Raw genomic sequence first — 20,088 nt, 5'->3', positions numbered from 1 at the left:
GCGGGGTCAAGGGCGTCATATCACGAAGGATAGCGGTCCATGCTTATCAGGTTGGTTTGCATCAGCCTTGGCGTTTGCGGCATCATCGGCGCTACCGCGGTCGCACAGACATCTCCATCGACGACCGGTTCAACTCACCAGGCCCCCGCAGCGCGGCCGTCGATCAGTCGTGCCGACAAGATCAACCTCAATACCGCTCCTGTCAGCGAACTGGTGAAGCTTCCGCACCTCAGCGTGCGCGGCGTCACTGCGATTACCGAGGCGAGAGCCAAGTCGAAGTTCAAGGACTGGAATGATTTCGTGGCCCGGCGGGTTGTGCCGCGATTCGTCAGGAGCGAGCTCAAGGAGCTCGTGACGTTCTAGAGGGCTCTGTCGATCGCTGCCGAGGGGCGGGCGCGGTTGTTGAACGCGAACAAGGATATGCTTCAATGAAACGAGTAGCTGTTTTTGCGACCATGGCGGTGATCGCTGTGGGATCTCTTGGGTCGACAGAAGCCACGGCAGGTGGCCGGCGGGGAGATGCGGTCGCCGTTGGCATCGTCGGCGGCCTGGCCATCGGCACCCTGTTGGGCTCCACCATGGCTGCCGGTGCGGCTCCAGCCTATGTCTACGAGAGGGACTATTATTCGCCGCCCCCCGTCGTCCACTACCATCGTCACGTGCACGAATACGGCGACGAATATCCGGGCGGATATGATTACGGTTATCGATCCGGGTACCGGGAAGGCTACTCGGACGGCTATTGGGACAACGATTGAATGGAGATCAGCGTCGTCGCTGATCCGGTCGCTCGACGGTGCGGGTCCGGGCGAGCGGCCCCGTCCTAGTAACTGATCCGCAGCCCCACGCCGCCGTGAACCGTGTTGCCGACCGGCTGAGGCCCGGCGGTGCCGTTGAGGAAGATATCGGCGATCCAGCCCTTGGTGATGCGGAAGCCGACGCGGCCGCCATATTCGAACCAGCCCTGGTTGCCGATCGTCGGCACGATGGTGCCATCGCCGGTGACGGTGGCGACGATGCCGGAATGGGTGGCGAAGGATTGCACCCAGCCGCCATTGATGTTGGTTTCGATGTTCGATCCGAACAGATGCGTCCACTGGCCGCCGATCTTGACCAGGCTGGTGCGATCGGTGCCGTCGGCGATGGTGGCGTCGAACGGATTGAAGGCAATTGCGGGATCGCTGTAGCCCTTGACCCGCTGCCAGAGCTGCCAGACTTCGACCGAAGCCGCGACCTCGTCGCGCGCCGACAGCCGGCTGATCCAGCCCGCGCGTCCATACACGCCGTAGTTCTCGCTCGAGGTCTGACCGGTGACCGACACCGGGCCGAGGCTGGTCGCGTAGCTGCGGGTGTAGCGCACCTTCTCCGACGGCGAGAGAATGGTGCCGATGTCGAAGAACGGACGTGACGAGCCCCAGTCGACGAAGTCATAGCGCAGCGCCAAGGCGCCGATCGGCGCGCTGGTGACGTTGTAGCCGCCCTCGCCATACTGCGTGTAGGCGATGCCGGCGAGCAGCGACAAATTCGGCGTGATGGTCTTGCGGCCATGGATGCCGGCCGAGAACGAGCCGGCGGAGCCGAAGGCGCTGATGCAGTCGTCGCAATTGACCTGCTCGTTGACGCCGAGCAGCACCGATCCGAGCACGCGATTGGTGATCATCTGGTTGAAGCGCTGGTCAGCGAGGTTGTTGATCGAACTGCCGCTCGACGGCGCGCCGGTGATCGGTGTCGGCGACGGACTGGGCGTTGGTGTCGGCGTGGGGACAGGCGTGGGTGTCGGCGTTGGCGACGGTGTAGCAGTCGGTGTCGGTGTCGGCGTGGGGGTCGACGTACAGTTCGGCGATGCTGAAAACGAATCGGGATTCGAGGTGCAGTTCGGCGTCGGAGACTGCGCCTGAGCCGGCGCAGCCCACGCCTGCAGCATCGCGAGCGACAGCGCCGTTGTCAGCGCCGCCGACAGGATCAAATGATGGATGCGCCGTAGCATGCTCACCGTCCGCACAGCATGCCGGTCGGGTCGTCCTCGACCGGTGGCGTCACCGGTGAGGCATCCGCGAACTGGGTGACGGTGCAGAGGCCCGCGGCCTGGGTGCAGGTCGCGGCGAAGGTCCATGGCGGATTGTTGGTCTTCTGGATCGTGGTGCGGCCGCCGCTCGAGGTGATGATCGCGGTGTCGCCGGGCTGGGTCAGATCGATGCATTGCCGGTTCGACGTACACACCGTCGATGCGCCTTCCTGCAACACCACGGTGGTCTTGCCGCGCTGCGACAGGATGTCGAGCACCGTGCCGCGAACGCCGATGGTCGCAAGCGGCGTCGTGATCGTATAGGCGGCCTTGTTCGAGTGGCCGGTGACGAAGCGGAACGCTCCCGAGGTCAGGCGGATCGCAACATCGCGATAGTGATGCTCGTCGTCGAACACGGTGCGATCGAGCTTGAGCGAGGCGTTCGGTCCGAGCGACAGGTTGGTGCTGTCGGCCATCACCAGCCGCGCGGCACTCTCGAGGCCGGTGCGCACCGTCTCGTCGCGCAGCAGCGCGTCGCCGACATTGATCGGGCTGGTCGCGGCCGCAACGCGGACGACCTCGTTCTTCACCATGGCCGCTTCGCCGACGCGCGTCTGCGCCTGAACGGGATGAGCCGTCAATGCGACCGCAAGACCGAGTGCAAGTACGGAAAAAAAGCTGTGGCGCGAATTCATTGCAATACCGATCGACCTAACCCTCTCATCGTACCGGATCGCGGACGCAGCTGATATTGTATAATTGTCACAAGCCGTGTTGAGTTGCGCCGGATGGTGAGGGTCGATGGATTCGAAAATGCTCGCGGCTGCGGACATCAACGTGAGATTTGATCACACTCGTCACATAGATCACATTCGCGGCCGTCGTAGCTCACACTTCGCTCACACTGGTTCCCCTCGCAGCGTGCTCGTCCTTTGATCACCGCATCCAAATCTCCTTCTGTTCTGCGGCGTCCCGCCGCGCGCACGGCGATCGTCGCGACCATCATCTTCGTCGTCGCCCATGTCGTGCTGCTGCTCGGGATCACCACACCGGACAAGCTCTATTTCGATGAAGTGCATTACGTGCCGGCGGCGCGCCAGATGCTGTTGCCGGTGGTCGAGGGCCCGATCCTCAACCCGATGCATCCGCCGCTCGCCAAGGAGATCATCGCGCTGTCGATCAAGGCGTTCGGCGACGTGCCGCTTGGGTGGCGCTATCCCGCGGCGCTGTTCGGTGCGCTCGCGCTGGTCGCCGTCTATCTTGGCGGGCTCGCGCTCTTCGCGTCGCAGGAGCGCGCCATCGCGGCCGTGCTGCTCGCCTTCTTCAACCAGATGCTGTTCGTGCAGGCGCGGATCGCAATGCTGGATATTTTTGCGCTCGCGTTCGGTCTGTTCGCGATCGCGGCCTTCATCCACGGCTTCAGGCAGAAGCGGCCGCAGTCTGCCTTCGTGCTGACGGGCGTATTCGCAGGGCTTGCCTGTGCCTGCAAATGGAGCGGGTTGTTCATGCTCGCAACCTGCATCGCGATCGTCGCGGTGATCCGCCTGATGCAGGGCTGGCGTACGCGCTTCGCCGACGCCAATGCCGAGGACTGGTACCGGCCGGACCTGTGGCCGGACTTCCGTCTTCCGCACTTCATCGGCTGTTTCGTGCTGATCCCGGCGGCCGTCTATCTCGCGAGCTTCGTGCCGCTGTACGGCTTCTCGTTCACCGACCTCGTCGAGGCACAGCGCCGCATCTTTGCCGACAACACCACGACCGCGATCGCGGGCCACACCTATATGAGCTCGTGGCCGTCCTGGCCGTTCCTGGTGCGCCCGGTCTGGTATCTGTTCGAGAAGGTCGGCGATGACAGGTTTGCCGCGATCGTGTTTCTCGGCAATCCGCTGGTGCTGTGGCCGGCGTTGATCGCGCTGATCGTCGCGCTGCGCGACTGGATCGTGAACCGCAGCCGCGATGCGTTTCTGGTGCTTGCGTTCTATCTCGGCCCGTATCTCGCCTGGGCGCTGCTGCCGCGCACGCTCGGTTTCAACTATTACTACCTGCCGGCCGCGACCACTGCGAGCCTCGTGCTGGTCTACGCCTTGACGCGCAGGGGTGCGCCGCGCTGGCTGTTGTGGGCCTTCGTGGCGGTCGGATGCGCGGGCTTCATCGCGATGCTGCCGATCACGGTTGCCGCCATCGGGACGTCGATGGCGACCTTCAATCGGCTGATGCTGTTCCAGAGCTGGATTTGAATCTCTCTGAAAACAAGCGATCCGCCTGCCGGGCGTGGCAAGCGGATCGGAAGTTGGGGAGATTACTGCGACGCCGTCTTGGTATCCATGTTGACGACCTGCACGCGACGGTTGGTCGGGTCCATCGGCGCGCTCGGATCCTTCGGCCGGGTCTTGCCGTAGCCGACGGTCACGAGATCGGAGCCGTTCAGGCCGTAATGCTCGACCAGATAGTTCTTGATGGTGTCGGCGCGGCGCTCCGAGAGATCCTGGTTGTAGGCCTCGCTGCCGATCGCATCGGTGTGGCCGGCGACGACGAAGGTCGAGCCCTTCATGCTGGCATCCGCCAGCGCCTTGCCGAGCTCCTGTACCGCCTGGGTCGAGCCCTTGGCGATCTCAGCCGAGTTGTAGTCGAAGTGAATCTCCAGATCGATCTTCGGCTTGTTGGCGGCGATGTCGGCGATCTCCTGGCGTTCGCCCAATGACAGCGAGCGGGTCTGCCGGTTGCGAACGGTGTTGAGGAAGCTCGTCTCCTTGGCGGAGGTGGCCGGGTCGACCTGCGTGCCGGCGGAGAGGCCGCGGGTGGCCGACTTCGGCTTCAGCGCATTGAGGATCTGGGCGGCCGGAACGGTGTCGCTGCCGGCCAGTGCGACGCCCGCCGTCATCGACAGCGCAGCGCCGATCGTCAAAAGAGACAGGGAAAAGGAGCGGGTCATGGTTTTCGTCCTTAAATGTCAGGCCAGCCAATCGGGCTGCTATCGCTTTGATGCTGGGAACCTAGGACCGGTTCAAAGCCTGGAATGTGATCTAAGTCACAGTTGAAGATGCCGGGCCCTGTCGCGTGCGGGCAGGGGCCGGCGACGGAGGGGAGAGCACCTTGGCCCACGTCAATCGCGTCCTCCGCTCGATCAACGACGAAGGCGCCTCGCGCTGTGTCGATATCTTCGTTCGCCCGGAAGGGACCATCGGCTTCGAGGAATATCGGCGGGACGTGGAAGATGGCCGCGGCTGGTTTCCGGTTGGCGGTCATTCGTCCCGGGTCTTTCATGAGGAAACCGCCGCGCTGGACGCAGCGATGGTGGACGTTCCCTGGTTGCGGCGCGCCGTTGGATCGCAGTAGCCGGTCCGAAGCGCCCTCAATGTCCAGAGGCGATGATCATGCAGGGCTGATTTCCCTCGCGCGGCCCTCCACAGCAGCGCGAATCTCACTACATTGCTCGGGCAATGCCCCGCGCCGCCGAACCCTTATCCCTGAACAATGCCGCCGCCCGCCATATCTGGCTGCGCGCGCAACGGCTCGATACAACGGCACCGTTCGGGGAGGGGGCATCAGCCGTCGCGGCTGCCGTCGACCATCTCGGCTATGTGCAGATCGATACCATCAACGTGATCGAGCGCTGCCACCACCACATCCTGTTCACCCGGATCCCGGACTATCGCCGCGCCGACCTCAAGCAGGCGCAGAGCCAGGACAAGAGCGTGTTCGAATACTGGACCCACGCGCTGTCCTACGTGCCGTCCAAGGACATCAACATCTTCCTGCCGGCGATGAAGGCGCACAAGCGCGAGGGCCACAAATGGTTCTCGTCGGTGACGCCGTCGGACACGCGCAAGGTGCTGCGGCTGCTGCGGGCCGGTCCGCTGACCATCCGCGACATCGAAGACGACGTGCTGACCGAGAAGGAGCATCTCTGGCAGAGCCGCAAACCCTCCAAGCGCGCGCTGCAACTCGCCTTCTATGGCGGCGTAGTCACGATCAGCGAACGCGCCGGCATGCTGAAGACCTATGAGCTGACGGGCAGGCATTTCGGCTGGGACAAGCCGCCGAAGCCCGCACCGGCCTCGGCGCGGATCGCCTATCTGCTCGACCGCGCGCTGCGCTCGCAGGGCATCGTCAGCCTGGATTCGATCTGCCATCTGGACGCGCCGAGCAAGAAGGCGGTGCGCAGCCTGATCGAGGCGAGGATCCGCCGCAAGGAGCTGGTTCGGATCGCGCTCGATGGCGCCGGCAAGCAGGAGCATTGGGCGCGGCCCGAGGTGCTGGAAGCGACCGGCGAGGGTGATCCCGCCTTGGTTCACATCCTCTCGCCGTTCGATCCGCTGATCATCCAGCGCAAGCGCACCGAGCTGTTCTTCGGCTACGGCCACAGGTTCGAGGCTTATGTGCCGAAGGAGAAGCGCCTGTTCGGCTATTTCGCGCTGCCGGTCTTGGTCGGCGACGACATCGTTGCCGCCCTCGACCTGAAGACCGACCGGCAGAACAGGAAGCTGCTGATGCAGAAATGGAGCTGGGTCGGCAACGGCAAGAAGCAGGCGGCGCGCAAGGATCTGAAGCGCCGGATCGAGGAGGAGCTCGACCGCTTCGAGCGCTTCCAACTCGCGGAGTAGGGCTGGCTCGCCGTCATTGCGGAGCGAAGCAATCCATCGCGCCACAAGCGGAGAAGTGGATTGCTTCGCTGCGCTCGCAATGACGCCGTGGAAAACGGCCAAGTTCCCATCTGGCCTGTGTGCTATGAGTTTTTGCCATTGCTCAAGGCCGGGCCACCCAATAATCCTCAAGGCAAGCAATAGCTTTGGGGGAAATAGATGAGCCAGACCGCAACCGCTGCTGATCGCGGCGCCCGCAGCGAGATCGAGACGTCGACGATCCGCGCGATCTCCTGGCGGCTGATCCCGTTCCTGATCCTGGCCTACTTCTTCTCCTACCTCGACCGCGTCAATCTCTCGTTCGCCGCGCTGCAAATGAATGCGGAACTGAAGTTCTCGCCGGTGGTGTTCTCGTTCGGCGCCGGCATCTTCTTCATCGGCTATTTCATCTTCGAGGTGCCGAGCAATCTGGCGCTGGAGCGGTTCGGCGCCAGCAAGTGGATCGCCCGCATCATGGTGAGCTGGGGCATCCTCTCGGCCTTGATGGCGGCGGTGTATGACGAGCACAGCTTCTACGCGCTGCGCTTCTTCCTCGGTGTCGCCGAGGCCGGCTTCTTCCCCGGCATCATCCTCTATCTCACTTACTGGTACCCGGCCGAGTATCGCGCACGCTTCCTCGCCGCCTTCGCGCTCGCGGTGCCGATTTCGACCGTGATCGGCGCCCCGATCTCCGGCCTGTTGCTCGGGCTCGACGGCGTGATGGGGCTGAAGGGCTGGCAGTGGCTGTTCGTCATCGAGGGCATCCCCTCGGTGCTGCTCGGCATCGTCACCTGGTTCTATCTCACCGACCGGCCGGAGAAGGCCGATTGGCTCTCGGTCGAGCAGAGGGCCTGGCTGAAGGCGAAGCTCGATGCCGAAGTCGCGGCCAAGCAGGCGGCGCAGCACTTCACGCTCGGCCAGGCGCTGTCCTCGCCGAAGGTGCTGGCTCTCAGCGCGATCTATTTCGGCTTCGTCGCCTCGCTCTACGGCATGCAGTTCTGGCTGCCGCAGATCGTCAAGGCGTTCGGTCTCACCAACGCGCAGACCGGCTTCGTCACCGCGATCCCTTATGCGTTCGGCACCGTCGCGATGATCCTGTGGGCGCGCCGTTCCGACGCCACCCGGGAGCGCGTGTTTCATGTCGGCGCGCCGCTGTTGCTCACGGCGCTGGCGCTCGCCGTCTCCAGCTACATCACCGATCCGACCATGACCATGGTGGTGCTGACGGTCGCCGCGATCGGCGTGTTCTGCACCTTCGCGGTGTTCTGGACGCTGCCGACCGCTTGGCTGTCAGGCACCGCCGCCGCCGGTGCGATCGCGCTGATCAACTCGATCGGCAACCTTGCCGGCTTCGGCGGGCCCTATCTGATCGGCTGGGTGAAGGAGACAACCGGCAGCACGTCGACCGGCCTCTTGGTGCTGTCGCTGTTGCCGCTCGCGGCCGGCCTCCTGGTCTTCCTCGGCAGCCACGAAACCAAGACTGAGTTCGCGAGCGCGAAGTAGCGCGAGCGTCGTGACGGCTGCGCTCCACCCATTCTATGATTTCGCCGATCATCGACGATCGTAGCCCGGATGGCGCGCAGCGAAATCCGGGGATCGCGCCTCATCGGTGACATCCCGGATTGCGCTTCGCTCCATCCGGGCTACCAGGCTAGACCGGGTATCGCCATTTCAGCGCACGGCGCACGAAGAAGATCGCAACCAGTGTGACGCCGAGCGCGGCAAGCCACGTCCACATCAGGATGCCGCCCTGCGCCAGCGCGTAGTGCTCGGAGAGCGTCAACGCGACCAGAAAGCCGATGAGCCCCGCGCCGGACCAATAGAGCGGCGAACGCAGCATTCCAGTCGCGGCACGCTCAGCCGCACGTTCGCGCGCTCTGCCGGTGAACCAGATCCAGACGCCGATGAAGGCAAGGGCCAAAATCCATGACATGGCGGCAAACTCGCATGCCGCAGCTTCCGTGACCGTAAACGGCCGGAGCCAAAGTCGAGGTATCGGGGCGAAGGAGACCGATTTCTGCCCGTCCTCACAAATTGGTTATCACTGACGAATATTGACATTCATCAGTGATAAATCGATACTATTCATCAGTCGTCAGCCTGATGGAGATTTCAAATGTTCGTTCGTTCCGTTTTGTCGAGCTATTACAGGCTCTTGACCGGAGCAACGCTGGCTTTCGCGGTGTTCGCGCTGACCGGCTGCAATGAAAAGGCGGCCGAAAACGCCGATCCGGGGCGCCCCGTTCTGGTGGCGACCGTCCATTACGAGGCTGAAACCCCTGAGCGCAGCTTTGTCGGCACCATCAAGCCCCGTATCGAAGCCGATATGGGCTTTCGGGTTGCCGGCAAGGTGGCCAAGCGGCTGGTCGAGGTCGGACAGACAGTCGACGTCGACCAGCCCTTGGCCACCCTCGACGAGGTCGATTTGAAGCTGCAGGCCGAGCAGGCGGAGGCGGAGTTCCGCGCCGCCACCGGCGTGCTGGCGCAGGCCGCGGCCGCCGAGCAGCGCGCCAAGGACCTGAAGGTCAAGGGCTGGACCACCGACGCGGCGCTCGATTCCGCCAAGGCCGCCGGCGACGAGGCGCGGGCGCGGCTGAACCGCGCCGAGCGCTCCGTCGAGCTGACCAAGAATTCCCTCTCTTATGCAACGCTGGTGGCCGACACGAGGGGTGTCGTCACAGCGACCATGATCGAGCCCGGCCAGGTGGTTGCCGCGGGCCAGGCCTCGATCCGTGTCGCCCGACTTGGCGAGAAGGAAGCTGTCGTCGCGATCCCCGAGACGCTTCTTGCTCGTGCCAGGTCGGGCGTTGCCACGGTGACGCTGTGGTCGGATGCCAAGAAGACCTATGCCGCGAAGCTGCGCGAGGTCGCGCCGCAGGCCGATCCCGCCACCCGCACCTATCTCGCAAAATTCTCGCTGCCGGATGCCGACGAGACCGTCTCGCTCGGCATGACCGCAACGCTGACCCTGGCCGACAAGGCGACCGAGCGGGTAGCGAAGCTGCCGCTGTCGGCGCTGTACAGCCAGGGCGGCGATCCCTCGCTCTACATCGTCGACGACAAGGGCGAGGTCGCGCTCAAGCCGGTCAAGGTGAAGGCCTATGAGAGCAACAACGTCGTCATCTCCGGCGGCGTCGACGATGGCGCCAAGGTGGTCGCCCTCGGCGTGCAGAAACTCGATCCGAGCCAGAAGGTTCGGGTCGTCTCGTCGCTGTCGTTCTAACCCTCGCAAAATCAGCAGAAACGGTTCTGGGACCTGGTCTAGAACTTGGAGAGTTCGATGAAGCGCTTCAACCTTTCGGCCTGGGCGGTCAGCCATCCGACGCTGGTGCTGTTCCTGATGATCATCCTCGGCGCCGCCGGCTTCTTCTCCTATCAGAAGCTCGGCCGCGCCGAGGATCCGTTCTTCACCGTCAAGGTGGTGAACGTCTCGGTGATGTGGCCGGGCGCGACCTCGCAGGAAATGCAGATGCAGGTCGCAGATCCCATCGAGAAGAAACTGCAGGAGCTGCCGTTCTTCGACAAGGTGCAGACCTATTCCAAGCCGGGCTTCACCGCGATGCAGGTCTCCTTCAAGGATTCGACCTCGCCGAAGGACGTGCCCTATCTCTTCTATCTCATCCGCAAGAAGCTGGTCGACGTGCAGGGCGAGCTGCCCTCCGGCATTCTCGGGCCCGTCGTCAACGACGAGTTCTCCGACGTCGATTCGATCCTCTATATGATGACCGGCGACGGTGCCGATTACGCGCAGCTCAAGAAGGTCGCGGAAGGCTTCCGCCAGCGTCTGCTGAAGGTGCCCGGGGTCACCAAGATCGACCTTTACGGCACCCAGGACGAGCGCATCTTCGTCGAGTTCTCGCATGCCAAGCTCGCGACGCTCGGCATCACGCCGCAGGCGCTGTTCGATTCGCTCGCCAAGCAGAACAACGTCACGCCGGCCGGCACCGTCGAGACCTCGTCGCAGCGCGTGCCGCTGCGCGTCACCGGCGCGCTTGACGGCGTCAAGGCGGTTGCCGAGACGCCGGTCGAGAGCAACGGTCGCGTGTTCCGGCTCGGCGATATCGCAACCGTCAGCCACGGCTATGTCGATCCGCCGAGCTTCAGGGTGCGTCAGGAAGGTAAGCCCGCGCTCGGTATCGGCGTCGTCACGGCCAAGGGCGCCAACATCCTCGAGCTCGGCAAGGAGGTCCAGCAGGCGACCGCCGAGTTCCTGAAGGCGGTGCCGCAGGGGATTGATGTCCAGCAGATCGCCGACCAGCCCAAGGTGGTCGAGCACGCCGTCGGTGAGTTCGTGCACTCCTTCGTCGAGGCGCTCGCGATCGTGCTGTTCGTCTCCTTTGTCGCGCTCGGCTGGCGTACCGGCATCGTGGTGGCGCTCTCGGTGCCGCTGGTGCTCGGCATCGTCTTCATCGTGATGAATGCGATGTCGCTCGACCTGCACCGCATCACGCTCGGCGCGTTGATCATTGCGCTCGGCCTCCTGGTCGACGACGCCATCATCGCGGTCGAGATGATGGTGGTGAAAATGGAACAGGGCTGGGATCGCATGAAGGCGGCGTCCTTTGCCTGGGAATCTACCGCGTTTCCGATGCTCACGGGGACGCTGGTCACAGCCGCTGGCTTCCTCCCCATCGGCTTTGCCAATTCGGCGGTCGGCGAATATGCCGGCGGCATCTTCTGGATCGTGGCGATCGCGCTGGTCGCCTCCTGGTTCGTCGCGGTGATCTTCACGCCCTATATCGGCGTCAAGCTGCTGCCCAACATCAAGGTGCACCAGAACCACGATCCGCATGCGATCTACGAGACGCGGATGTATCGCGGCCTGCGCCGCGTTGTGCAGTGGTGCGTCGATCACCGCATCAAGGTGGTGGTGGCGACCGTCGGCGTGTTCATTGCCGCGATCGTGGGCTTCGGCCACGTCCAGCAGCAGTTCTTCCCGCTGTCGGAGCGGCCCGAGCTGTTCCTGCAGCTCCGTCTGCCGGAAGGTACCGCCTTCAATGTCACCGAGAAGGCGGTGAAGCAGGCCGAAGGGCTGTTGAAGGACGACCAGGACATCCAGACCTACACCGCCTATGTCGGTCAGGGCTCGCCGCGCTTCTGGCTCGGCCTCAACCCGCAGCTGCCGAACGAGGCCTTTGCCGAGATCGTCATCCTCGCGAAGAACGTCGAGGCGCGCGAGCGCGTCAAGGCGAAGATCGAGCAGGCCGCCTCCGACGGCGCGCTGAACGAGGCGCGGGTGCGGGTCGACCGCTTCAATTTCGGTCCGCCGGTCGGCTTCCCGGTCCAGTTCCGCGTGATCGGGCCCGACGCCAACAAGGTGCGCGACATCGCCTACCAGGTGCGCGAGGTGATGCGCCAAAACAAGAACGTCAAGGACGTCCAGCTCGACTGGAACGAGCAGTCGCCTTACCTGAAACTCGCCGTCGACCAGGATCGGGCGCGCGCGCTCGGCCTGACCCCGCAGGATGTCTCGCAGGCGCTGGCGATGCTGATCTCGGGCGCGCCGGTCACCACGATCCGCGACGGCATCGAGAAGGTCGGCGTGGTGGCCCGTGCGGTGCCGTCCGAGCGGTTCGATCTCGGCCGCGTCGGCGATCTCACCATCACCACGCGCAACGGCGTGGCGGTGCCGCTGCAGCAGATCGCCAAGATCGAGTATGCGCATGAGGAGCCGATCCTGTGGCGGCGCAACCGCGACATGGCGATCACCGTGCGCTCCGACGTGGTCGACGGCGTGCAGGCGCCCGACGTCACCAACCAGATCGCGCCGAAGCTGAAGGACATCCAGGCCCATCTCGAGCCGGCCTACCGGATCGAGCCGGGCGGGGCGTTCGAGGAATCCGCCAAGGGCAATGCGTCGATCTTCATCCTCTTCCCGGTGATGGTGATGGTGATGCTGACGCTCTTGATGATCCAGCTGCAGAGCTTCTCGCGCCTGACCCTGGTGTTCCTGACCGCGCCGCTCGGCATCGTCGGCGCCTCGCTCGGGTTGAACGTCGCCAACCAGCCGTTCGGCTTCGTGGCGCTGCTCGGCCTGATCGCGCTCGCCGGCATGATCATGCGCAATGCGGTGATCCTGGTCGACCAGATCGAGAGCGATGTGGTGTCCGGCCTGACCCGGCGCGAGGCGATCGTCGAGGCCACGGTCCGGCGCGCCCGGCCGGTGGTGCTGACCGCGCTTGCGGCGATCCTCGCCATGATCCCGCTGTCGCGCTCGGCGTTCTGGGGCCCGATGGCGATCACCATCATGGGCGGTTTGTTTGTTGCGACTTTCCTGACCTTGCTGTATCTGCCGGGCCTTTACGCCCTCTGGTTCCGCAAGACCCTCGAGGAGAGCGGCCCCGAGCAGACCGATACTGCGCCGCAGCATGCGGGAAAAGGACAACTCGCATTTCCACTTGCTGAGGCGGCCGAATAATTGAAGATTGAGCAGGCCAACATGACACTGATCTCGGAACATAGCGAAACCGACACCCGCGAGCGGATTCTCGTGGTGGCGGAGCGCTTGTTCCGGCAGATCGGCTATCAGAAGACCACGGTCGCCGACATCGCCAAAGAGCTGCGGATGAGCCCCGCCAACGTGTACCGCTTCTTCGATTCGAAGAAGTCTATCCACGAAGGCGTGGCGCGCGGCCTGATGGGCGAGGTCGAGATCGAGGCGCAGCGGATCGCGCGATCCGAGGGGCCGGCCGCGACGCGCTTGCGCGAGATGATGACGACCATCAACCGCATGAACACGGAGCGCTATGTCGGCGATTCCAAGCTGCACGAGATGGTCGAGATCGCGATGCAGGAGGACTGGGAGGTCTGCACTGCTCATATGGAGCTGATCGCCATGACCATCGGCGAGGTGATCGCGCAAGGCGCCGCCTCGGGCGAATTCGAGGTCAAGGACCTGGAGCTTGCCGCGCTGTGCGCCTGCACGGCGATGATGCGGTTCTTCCACCCGCAGATGATCGCCCAATGCGCCGCCAAGCCGGGCCCGACCATCGACCAAATGATCGATTTCGTGATCGCCGGCCTGTCGCCGCGCGCCCGCGCCAATTGAGCACCGGCACTGACATTTTCGTCAGTTGACTCTTCCGTCATTTATCTCATTCGTCATTCCGGGGCGCGCGTAGCGCGAGCCCGGAATCCATAACCACCATCGTGAGTATGGATTCCGGGCCTGCGCCTAACGGCGCATCCCGGAATGACGAGCGTTGAAAACGAGAGAGAAGCCAGCGTGACCGCCAAAGACCTGCATTTCTACGAGCCGAAGAACGGCCACGGCCTGAAGCACGACCCGTTCAACGCCATCGTGGCGCCGCGGCCGATCGGCTGGATCTCCTCGCGCGACAAGGGCGGCAACGTCAATCTCGCGCCCTACAGCTTCTTCAACGCCTTCTGCTACGTGCCGCCGATCATCGGCTTCTCCTCCACCAACTGGAAGGACAGCGTCGCCAACATCGAGGACACCGGCGAGTTCGTCTGGAACCTGGCCACGATGGATCTGGCCAAGCACATGAATGCGACCGCGGCGCATGTCGCGCGCGATGTCGACGAGTTCAAGCTTGCAGGGCTGACGCAGGTCGCCGGCAAGCTCGTCAACGTGCCGCGCGTCGCCGAGAGCCCGGTGTCGTTCGAATGCAAGGTGAGTCAGATCATCCAGCTGCAGGGCGCCGACGGCAAGAAGGCCGAGGCCTGGCTGACGCTCGGCGAGGTCGTTGCCGTTCACATCGACAAGACCTTCATCAAGGACGGGGTCTATCAGACCGGTCTCGCCCACCCGATCGTCCGCGCCGGCCGCCGCGGCGACTACTTCGAGATCAAGCCGGAAAACATGTTCGAGATGATCCGGCCGGATTGAAGCGGATCTAGCTGGCGGGGGATCACGAGATAGTGCCTGATCGGCTCGCGCGGAGGCGCATGAGATAAGTGAGTGTCTTCCGCTTAAGCGAGTCCGATGCAGGCAAGATCGTGATCATCCTGCCGTTCTTGGTGCCGATGAAGATGTAGATCCCGACGCTGTCGATCTTGGCGCAATAGACGCCGGTACCGTCAGGCCTCACTTCCACCAGGTGCGCGCGGCGCTTTCTGATATCGGTTGCAATCTTTGAAAATTCTCCAGGAGCGAGGACGATTCCATAGCGCTCCAGGAGCCTGCGGTGCAGATGCCAATGTTCCGACGGGATTGATGCACCTTCCCATCGCGGATCGAAATGGTCGCTTGCCGTCATTCCCCGCCAATCCCCCAACAGCCTGCCAGTATCGTGCAAGATCGATTGACTTGCTACGCGGGGAAGGGTCGCGGCCGCCACCGTCCGCGATTGCGGCCCCGCATCGCAACAATGTGAAATTTCCGCCCGCGGTAATGAAAAACCGTCACTCGCAACCTCCGAGCGAGCAGTCTAACCTCCCGCGCGCCAGGCCGGATCAACGGCCGGCCAACAGAGTGGGAGGATGCGATGACACGCCAACCGCGGAGCAATCCAACAGAAGAGCGGCGCGATCCGAACGTTTCACGACGAACGCTGGTCCAGGGATTGGCGGTGGGGGCGGCCGCTGCCGCAGCCGGCGTCAGCAGCGCGCTGGCCCAGAACGCGCCCGCGCCGGTCGGACCGCCGACAACCATCACCAGCCCGCCGCGCGATTTCAGTCCGCGCGGTGCGCCGACCACCTATTTCTGGGACCCCGACATCATCGCGGTCGATCCGTCCTTCAACGACCTTGCCCAGCCCAACACCTCGATCAAGCGCCTCCATACCGGTCTGCTGTGGGCGGAAGGCCCGGCCTGGAGCTCGCAAGGCCGCTATCTCTTGTGGAGCGACATCCCGAACAACCGGCAGATGCGCTGGTCGGAGGATGACGGCCATGTCAGCGTGTTCCGCACGCCGTCGAACTATTCGAACGGCAATTCGTTCGACTTCCAGGGCCGCCAGCTCTCCTGCGAACATCTCACCCGCCGGGTGACGCGCTACGAGAATGACGGCACTGCGACCGTGCTCGCCGATAACTATCAGGGCAAGCGGCTGAACTCGCCGAACGACATCGCCGCGCATCCCGACGGCAGCTACTGGTTCACCGATCCGCCCTATGGCGGCCAACTCTACGAGGGCGAGCCTGACGCGGCCGGTGGCCCGAGCAACGCGGCCGGCAAGCTCAACCCGCGGATCGGGCAGCCCGCGGGCTTCGCGCCGGCCAAGCGCGAGCTGCCGACCAATTGCTATCGCATCGATCCCTCGGGCCGGATCGATGTCGTGGTGACCGAGGACCAGGTGCCGGATCCGAACGGGATCTGCTTCTCGCCGGACTACAAGAAGCTCTACGTCGTCTCGACCGGCAAGGGACCGGGCGACACCGGCGCCGGCGGCAAGGGTGACGTCTTCGTGTTCGATGTCGGCGCCGACAACAAGCCCGTCAACGGCAAGCGGTTCAGCGACTTCACGATCGACGGCGTGAAGTGCGGACCGGACGGCATCCGCTGCGACGTCAACGGCAATGTCTGGTGCTCGAGCAATGCCGGCCGCGCGGTCGGTTACAACGGCGTGACGGTGTGGTCGCCGGAAGGCAAGCTGCTCGGCCGCATCCGGCTGCCCGAGGTCTGCGGCAACATCACCTTCGGCGGCCCCAAGCGCAACCGCCTGTTCATGGCCGCAAGCCAGTCGCTCTACGCGGTCTACACCGCGACCCAGGGCGCCGGGCCGGCCTAGCCGTGGAAGGGTGGCGCCGGCACGAGCTGCCGGCGCCACCCTCGGCTACCTGATTGTCGCAGCTCAGCTTTCGGAACTGAACGCGTGGCCTGCCGTTAACAAACGGCGGCTCGGCCGCGTCAATTTCGCTTTATTTGCAGGGCGAAGTGTTCACCCGTGACCGGCACTTTCCGCTAGGATCATGCCACCGCTGCGCCGATCCATGAGGGCCCCACCATGAGCTTCCGCCGCGATTACCTTTCCAAGCCGATCTTCTCCTGGGCGCGTGGCGTGCTGCCGACCATGTCGGACACCGAGCGCGAGGCGCTGGAAGCCGGCGACGTCTGGTGGGACGCCGATCTCTTCACCGGCAATCCCGACTGGTCGAAATTGCTGGCGTTCGCGCCGGCCAAATTGACCGACGAGGAGAACGCCTTCCTGCACGGTCCGGTCGACGAGCTCTGCGCGATGCTCGACGAGTGGAAGATCAATTGGGAATGGCGCGATCTGCCGCCTGAGGTGTGGAGCTTCATCAAGGCCAAGAAATTCTTCGGCATGATCATCCCGAAAGAATTCGGCGGCCTCGGCTTCTCGCCCTATGCGCATTCCGAAGTGGTGCGCAAGATTTCCTCGCGCTCGCTGACCGCGGCCGTCACCGTGATGGTGCCGAACTCGCTCGGGCCCGGCGAACTCCTGATGCGCTTCGGCACCAAAGAGCAGCAGGACAGATGGCTGCCGCGACTGGCCGCGGGTCAGGACATTCCCTGCTTCGGGCTGACCAGCCCGGAGGCCGGCTCGGACGCCGCCTCGATGATCGACAGCGGCATCATCTGCAAGGGCAATTTCGAAGGCCGCGAGGTGATCGGGCTCAAGCTCAATTGGCACAAGCGCTACATCACGCTGGGGCCAGTGGCGACGCTGCTCGGCCTCGCCTTCAAGGCCTATGATCCCGATCACCTCGTCGGCAGCGAGGAAGAGCTCGGCATCACGGTCGCGCTGATCCCGACCCATCTGCCGGGCGTCTCGATCGGCCACCGCCATCTGCCGGCAATGCAGGTGTTCCAGAACGGCCCGAACTGGGGCAAGGACGTCTTCATTCCGCTCGACTACATCATCGGCGGCCAGGAGCGCTTGGGCCAGGGCTGGAAGATGCTGATGACGGCGCTCGCCGCCGGCCGCGGCATCTCGCTGCCGTCGCTGTCGGCCGCCGGCGCCGCCTATGCCGCGCGCACCACCGGCGCCTATGCCCGCATCCGCGAGCAGTTCGGCATTTCTATTTCCAAGTTCGAGGGCATCGAGGAGCCGTTGGCGCGTATCGCCGGCACCGCCTATCTGCTTGACGCCGCGCGGCGGCTGACCTGCGCCGCGTTGAACGAAGGGCATCATCCCGCCGTCATTTCGGGGATCATGAAACTGCACGCCACCGAGCGGATGCGGATCGCGATCGACGACGCCATGGATATCCATGGCGGCAAGGCGGTGATCGACGGGCCGCAGAACTATCTCGGCGGGCTCTACCGCTCGGTGCCGGTCGGCATCACGGTCGAGGGCGCCAACATCCTGACCCGCAATCTGATCGTGTTCGGGCAGGGCGCGATCCGCGCGCATCCTTATCTCTTGCAGGAGATGAACGCGCTCAGCGAGACCGATCGTGACAAGGGCCTGACTGCGTTCGACACCGCATTCTGGAAGCATGTCGGCCACAGCTTTGCGACCATGTTCCGCGCCTGGGGCCGCAGCTGGAGCTTTGGCCTGTTCGCACCGGCGCCGGATGCCGGCGATGCAACGGAGTTCTATCGCCAGCTGTCGCGCTATTCATCGGCGTTCGCGCTGTGCGCCGACATGGCGCTGCTCACCCTCGGCGGCGCATTGAAGCGCAAGGAGATGCTCTCGGCGCGGTTCGGCGACATCCTCTCCGAGCTCTATCTGCTTTCCGCCGCGCTCAAGCGCTGGCAGGACGAGGGCCGGCAGAAGGAGGATCTTCCCGCGCTCGAATGGTGCATGGCGTCCGGCTTCAAGACCATCGAGAACCGCTTTGCGGAGATCCTCGCCAATCTGCCGAACCGCCCGGTGGCGTGGATGCTGAAATTCCTGATCCAGCCGTTCGGCGCGCGCGTCACCGGTCCGTCGGACCGCGTCGTGCATCTCTGCGCACAGCTCGTGCTGTCGCCGTCGGCCGCGCGCGACCGCCTGACGCCGGACCTCGCCTTTGTCGAGGACGATGGCGGCGTCGCACGGCTGGAAAAGGCCTTCCGGCTCGTCACCGAGTCCGAGGATGCGGCCAAGCAGCTGCGCGCCGCGCGGCTGCATGACTGGAAGGAGGCGGTGAAGAAAGGCGTCATCACCGAGGCCGACGGCGAAAAGCTCGCCGCCGCCCATGAGGCCGTCGCCAAAGTCATCGAGGTCGATGATTTTGCGCCCGAGGCGCTGTCCCCGATTTACAAGAAAACCGCCGACGTGCATCAGTTCTTCCAGGAGCTGGGTGAGCAGAGGGCGGCGAGCTGATGGCGCGACCAGTCTTTATCGTCGACGGCAGCCGGACGCCGTTCCTGAAGGCGCGTTCGGGTCCCGGCCCGTTCACTCCGGTCGATCTCGCCGTGCAATGCGGCCGGCCGCTCCTAGCGCGGCAGCCTTTCGCGCCCACCGCGTTCGATCAGGTCGTCCTCGGCTGCGTCAACGTGATCGCCGATGAGATGAACCCGGCGCGGGTTGCGGCGCTCCGGCTCGGCATGGGCGAGCAGATGGTCGCCTTCACGGTGCAGATCAATTGCGGCTCCGGGATGCAGTCGATCGATACCGGTTATCGCTACATCCGCGAGGGCATCTCCGATCTGATCCTCGCCGGCGGCGCCGAAGCGCTGAGCCACGCGCCGCTGGTCTGGCCCAATTCCGGCGTGCGCTGGTTTGCCGGCTTTGCCGGCGCCAAGGGCTTAGGCGCCAAGATCGCCGCCGCGTTGAAGGTGAAGCCGAGCTACTTCAAGCCGATCATCGGTCTGGAGCGCGGGCTGACCGACCCGATCACCGAGCTCAACATGGGGCAGACCGCCGAGAAGGTCGGTCATCTCTTCGGCATCACCCGTGCGCAATCCGACGCTTACGCCGCCGAGAGCCATCAGCGGCTGGCCAACGCGCAGAAGCAAGGTTTCCTCAAGGGCGAGGTCGAGACCGCATTCTCCCGCGACGGCAAGTTCTACGACCATGACGACGGCGTCCGCCCGGACTCGACAGCCGAAACGCTGGCAAAGCTGAGGCCGGTGTTCGAGCGCCCATGGGGTCAGGTCACCGCGGGCAATTCCTCGCAGATCACCGATGGCGCGTCCTGGGTGATCCTGGCATCCGAGACTGCGGTCGCAAAGCACGGGCTGACGCCGAAGGCCGTCATTCTCGACAGCCAGTGGTCGGCGCTGGATCCCTCGATCATGGGTCTTGGTCCGGTGCTGTCGGCGAGCGCACTGCTCAAGCGCAACGAAATGACATTGCAGGACGTCGAGACCTGGGAGCTGAACGAGGCCTTTGCGACCCAGGTGCTGGGTTGCCTTGCAGCCTGGAACGACGACAAATTCTGCCGCGAGATTTTGGGGCTTGATGGCGCGGCCGGCGAGATCGACCGCGCGAAGTTGAACGTCGACGGCGGCGCGATCAGCCTCGGCCATCCCGTCGGCACTAGCGGCAACCGCATCGTGCTGCATCTGGTCAATGCGATGAAGCGGCTCGGCACCCGGCGCGGCGTCGCCACCGAATGCATCGGTGGCGGGCAGGGCGGCGCGATGTTGATAGAGACGGTGTGATC

At 64.3% G+C, this 20,088-nt stretch carries 18 protein-coding genes; 13 read left to right on the top strand and 5 right to left on the bottom strand.

Annotated elements, in window-relative coordinates:
- Positions 1 to 39 precede the first annotated feature (39 nt).
- Positions 40 to 363, top strand: coding sequence for a ComEA family DNA-binding protein (locus BraRD5C2_RS14980; RefSeq protein WP_223969487.1), 324 nt, complete (start codon positions 40 to 42; stop codon positions 361 to 363).
- 65 nt (positions 364 to 428) lie between these two features.
- The gene (locus tag BraRD5C2_RS14975; RefSeq protein WP_223969486.1) at positions 429 to 758 is read left to right on the top strand and encodes a hypothetical protein; all 330 of its coding nucleotides are present in this window, start codon (positions 429 to 431) and stop codon (positions 756 to 758) included.
- Positions 759 to 823: 65 nt separating this feature from the next.
- On the opposite strand, the gene BraRD5C2_RS14970 is transcribed toward BraRD5C2_RS14975, so the two are convergent.
- Both BraRD5C2_RS14970 and BraRD5C2_RS14965 read right to left on the bottom strand, forming a co-directional pair.
- Positions 824 to 1,987, bottom strand: coding sequence for a hypothetical protein (locus tag BraRD5C2_RS14970; protein WP_223969485.1), 1,164 nt, complete (start codon positions 1,985 to 1,987; stop codon positions 824 to 826).
- Between the two features lie 2 nt (positions 1,988 to 1,989).
- On the bottom strand, positions 1,990 to 2,700 hold the full coding sequence (locus BraRD5C2_RS14965; protein ID WP_374707995.1) for a FecR family protein: 711 nt from the start codon (positions 2,698 to 2,700) through the stop codon (positions 1,990 to 1,992).
- A gap of 237 nt (positions 2,701 to 2,937) precedes the next feature.
- On the opposite strand from BraRD5C2_RS14965, the gene BraRD5C2_RS14960 reads away from it, so the two are divergent.
- Entirely contained in the window at positions 2,938 to 4,242 is a 1,305-nt protein-coding gene (locus BraRD5C2_RS14960) for a phospholipid carrier-dependent glycosyltransferase (protein WP_223969483.1), read from the top strand.
- Between the two features lie 62 nt (positions 4,243 to 4,304).
- Here the strand turns inward: BraRD5C2_RS14960 and BraRD5C2_RS14955 are convergent, their stop codons facing one another.
- Complete coding sequence (locus BraRD5C2_RS14955; RefSeq protein ID WP_223969482.1) at positions 4,305 to 4,937, bottom strand: OmpA family protein; 633 nt, start codon at positions 4,935 to 4,937, stop codon at positions 4,305 to 4,307.
- A 161-nt stretch (positions 4,938 to 5,098) separates the two neighbouring features.
- Here BraRD5C2_RS14955 and BraRD5C2_RS14950 point away from each other — a divergent pair, with 161 nt between their 5' ends.
- From BraRD5C2_RS14950 to BraRD5C2_RS14940, 3 genes are all read left to right on the top strand, one after another.
- The gene (locus BraRD5C2_RS14950) at positions 5,099 to 5,341 is read left to right on the top strand and encodes a hypothetical protein (protein WP_223969481.1); all 243 of its coding nucleotides are present in this window, start codon (positions 5,099 to 5,101) and stop codon (positions 5,339 to 5,341) included.
- Positions 5,342 to 5,445: 104 nt separating this feature from the next.
- Entirely contained in the window at positions 5,446 to 6,609 is a 1,164-nt protein-coding gene (locus BraRD5C2_RS14945) for a winged helix-turn-helix domain-containing protein (protein ID WP_223969480.1), read from the top strand.
- A gap of 198 nt (positions 6,610 to 6,807) precedes the next feature.
- Positions 6,808 to 8,130, top strand: coding sequence for an MFS transporter (locus BraRD5C2_RS14940; protein WP_223969479.1), 1,323 nt, complete (start codon positions 6,808 to 6,810; stop codon positions 8,128 to 8,130).
- Positions 8,131 to 8,278: 148 nt separating this feature from the next.
- Here BraRD5C2_RS14940 and BraRD5C2_RS14935 read toward each other — a convergent pair whose 3' ends face one another.
- Entirely contained in the window at positions 8,279 to 8,560 is a 282-nt protein-coding gene (locus BraRD5C2_RS14935; RefSeq protein ID WP_223969478.1) for a hypothetical protein, read from the bottom strand.
- A gap of 183 nt (positions 8,561 to 8,743) precedes the next feature.
- On the opposite strand from BraRD5C2_RS14935, the gene BraRD5C2_RS14930 reads away from it, so the two are divergent.
- The 4 genes from BraRD5C2_RS14930 to BraRD5C2_RS14915 all read left to right on the top strand — a co-directional run bounded on the left by BraRD5C2_RS14930 (position 8,744) and on the right by BraRD5C2_RS14915 (position 14,476).
- Positions 8,744 to 9,850 (top strand): efflux RND transporter periplasmic adaptor subunit, encoded by a 1,107-nt coding sequence (locus tag BraRD5C2_RS14930; protein WP_223969477.1) that lies wholly within the window; start codon positions 8,744 to 8,746, stop codon positions 9,848 to 9,850.
- A 57-nt stretch (positions 9,851 to 9,907) separates the two neighbouring features.
- Entirely contained in the window at positions 9,908 to 13,045 is a 3,138-nt protein-coding gene (locus tag BraRD5C2_RS14925; RefSeq protein WP_223969476.1) for an efflux RND transporter permease subunit, read from the top strand.
- Positions 13,046 to 13,066: 21 nt separating this feature from the next.
- The gene (locus BraRD5C2_RS14920; protein WP_223969475.1) at positions 13,067 to 13,675 is read left to right on the top strand and encodes a TetR/AcrR family transcriptional regulator; all 609 of its coding nucleotides are present in this window, start codon (positions 13,067 to 13,069) and stop codon (positions 13,673 to 13,675) included.
- Between the two features lie 177 nt (positions 13,676 to 13,852).
- Positions 13,853 to 14,476 (top strand): flavin reductase family protein, encoded by a 624-nt coding sequence (locus BraRD5C2_RS14915; protein ID WP_223969474.1) that lies wholly within the window; start codon positions 13,853 to 13,855, stop codon positions 14,474 to 14,476.
- 22 nt (positions 14,477 to 14,498) lie between these two features.
- On the opposite strand, the gene BraRD5C2_RS14910 is transcribed toward BraRD5C2_RS14915, so the two are convergent.
- Complete coding sequence (locus BraRD5C2_RS14910; protein WP_223969473.1) at positions 14,499 to 14,846, bottom strand: hypothetical protein; 348 nt, start codon at positions 14,844 to 14,846, stop codon at positions 14,499 to 14,501.
- A 228-nt stretch (positions 14,847 to 15,074) separates the two neighbouring features.
- On the opposite strand from BraRD5C2_RS14910, the gene BraRD5C2_RS14905 reads away from it, so the two are divergent.
- From BraRD5C2_RS14905 to BraRD5C2_RS14895, 3 genes are all read left to right on the top strand, one after another.
- On the top strand, positions 15,075 to 16,319 hold the full coding sequence (locus BraRD5C2_RS14905; RefSeq protein WP_223969472.1) for an SMP-30/gluconolactonase/LRE family protein: 1,245 nt from the start codon (positions 15,075 to 15,077) through the stop codon (positions 16,317 to 16,319).
- A 216-nt stretch (positions 16,320 to 16,535) separates the two neighbouring features.
- Positions 16,536 to 18,803 (top strand): acyl-CoA dehydrogenase, encoded by a 2,268-nt coding sequence (locus BraRD5C2_RS14900; RefSeq protein WP_223969471.1) that lies wholly within the window; start codon positions 16,536 to 16,538, stop codon positions 18,801 to 18,803.
- Positions 18,803 to 20,086, top strand: a complete 1,284-nt coding sequence (locus BraRD5C2_RS14895; RefSeq protein ID WP_223969470.1) for an acetyl-CoA C-acetyltransferase — start codon at positions 18,803 to 18,805, stop codon at positions 20,084 to 20,086. The genes BraRD5C2_RS14900 and BraRD5C2_RS14895 overlap by 1 nt, the downstream gene beginning before the upstream one ends.
- The last annotated feature ends 2 nt before the right edge of the window (positions 20,087 to 20,088 follow it).

Source organism: Bradyrhizobium sp. RD5-C2, assembly GCF_019972155.1.
Taxonomy (GTDB): domain Bacteria; phylum Pseudomonadota; class Alphaproteobacteria; order Rhizobiales; family Xanthobacteraceae; genus Bradyrhizobium.
Note: the sequence above shows the minus strand (reverse complement) of the source record. Positions and strands in the feature narration are given on the sequence as shown.

Coding starts and splice junctions, on each gene's coding strand:
- BraRD5C2_RS14965 (WP_374707995.1), bottom strand. CDS start 2,700: ATGAATTCGCGCCACAGCTTTTTTTCCGTACTTGCACTCGGTCTTGCG.
- BraRD5C2_RS14955 (WP_223969482.1), bottom strand. CDS start 4,937: ATGACCCGCTCCTTTTCCCTGTCTCTTTTGACGATCGGCGCTGCGCTG.
- BraRD5C2_RS14895 (WP_223969470.1), top strand. CDS start 18,803: ATGGCGCGACCAGTCTTTATCGTCGACGGCAGCCGGACGCCGTTCCTG.
- BraRD5C2_RS14935 (WP_223969478.1), bottom strand. CDS start 8,560: ATGTCATGGATTTTGGCCCTTGCCTTCATCGGCGTCTGGATCTGGTTC.
- BraRD5C2_RS14910 (WP_223969473.1), bottom strand. CDS start 14,846: ATGACGGCAAGCGACCATTTCGATCCGCGATGGGAAGGTGCATCAATC.
- BraRD5C2_RS14940 (WP_223969479.1), top strand. CDS start 6,808: ATGAGCCAGACCGCAACCGCTGCTGATCGCGGCGCCCGCAGCGAGATC.
- BraRD5C2_RS14925 (WP_223969476.1), top strand. CDS start 9,908: ATGAAGCGCTTCAACCTTTCGGCCTGGGCGGTCAGCCATCCGACGCTG.
- BraRD5C2_RS14930 (WP_223969477.1), top strand. CDS start 8,744: ATGTTCGTTCGTTCCGTTTTGTCGAGCTATTACAGGCTCTTGACCGGA.
- BraRD5C2_RS14920 (WP_223969475.1), top strand. CDS start 13,067: ATGACACTGATCTCGGAACATAGCGAAACCGACACCCGCGAGCGGATT.
- BraRD5C2_RS14905 (WP_223969472.1), top strand. CDS start 15,075: ATGACACGCCAACCGCGGAGCAATCCAACAGAAGAGCGGCGCGATCCG.
- BraRD5C2_RS14900 (WP_223969471.1), top strand. CDS start 16,536: ATGAGCTTCCGCCGCGATTACCTTTCCAAGCCGATCTTCTCCTGGGCG.
- BraRD5C2_RS14970 (WP_223969485.1), bottom strand. CDS start 1,987: ATGCTACGGCGCATCCATCATTTGATCCTGTCGGCGGCGCTGACAACG.
- BraRD5C2_RS14980 (WP_223969487.1), top strand. CDS start 40: ATGCTTATCAGGTTGGTTTGCATCAGCCTTGGCGTTTGCGGCATCATC.
- BraRD5C2_RS14975 (WP_223969486.1), top strand. CDS start 429: ATGAAACGAGTAGCTGTTTTTGCGACCATGGCGGTGATCGCTGTGGGA.
- BraRD5C2_RS14945 (WP_223969480.1), top strand. CDS start 5,446: ATGCCCCGCGCCGCCGAACCCTTATCCCTGAACAATGCCGCCGCCCGC.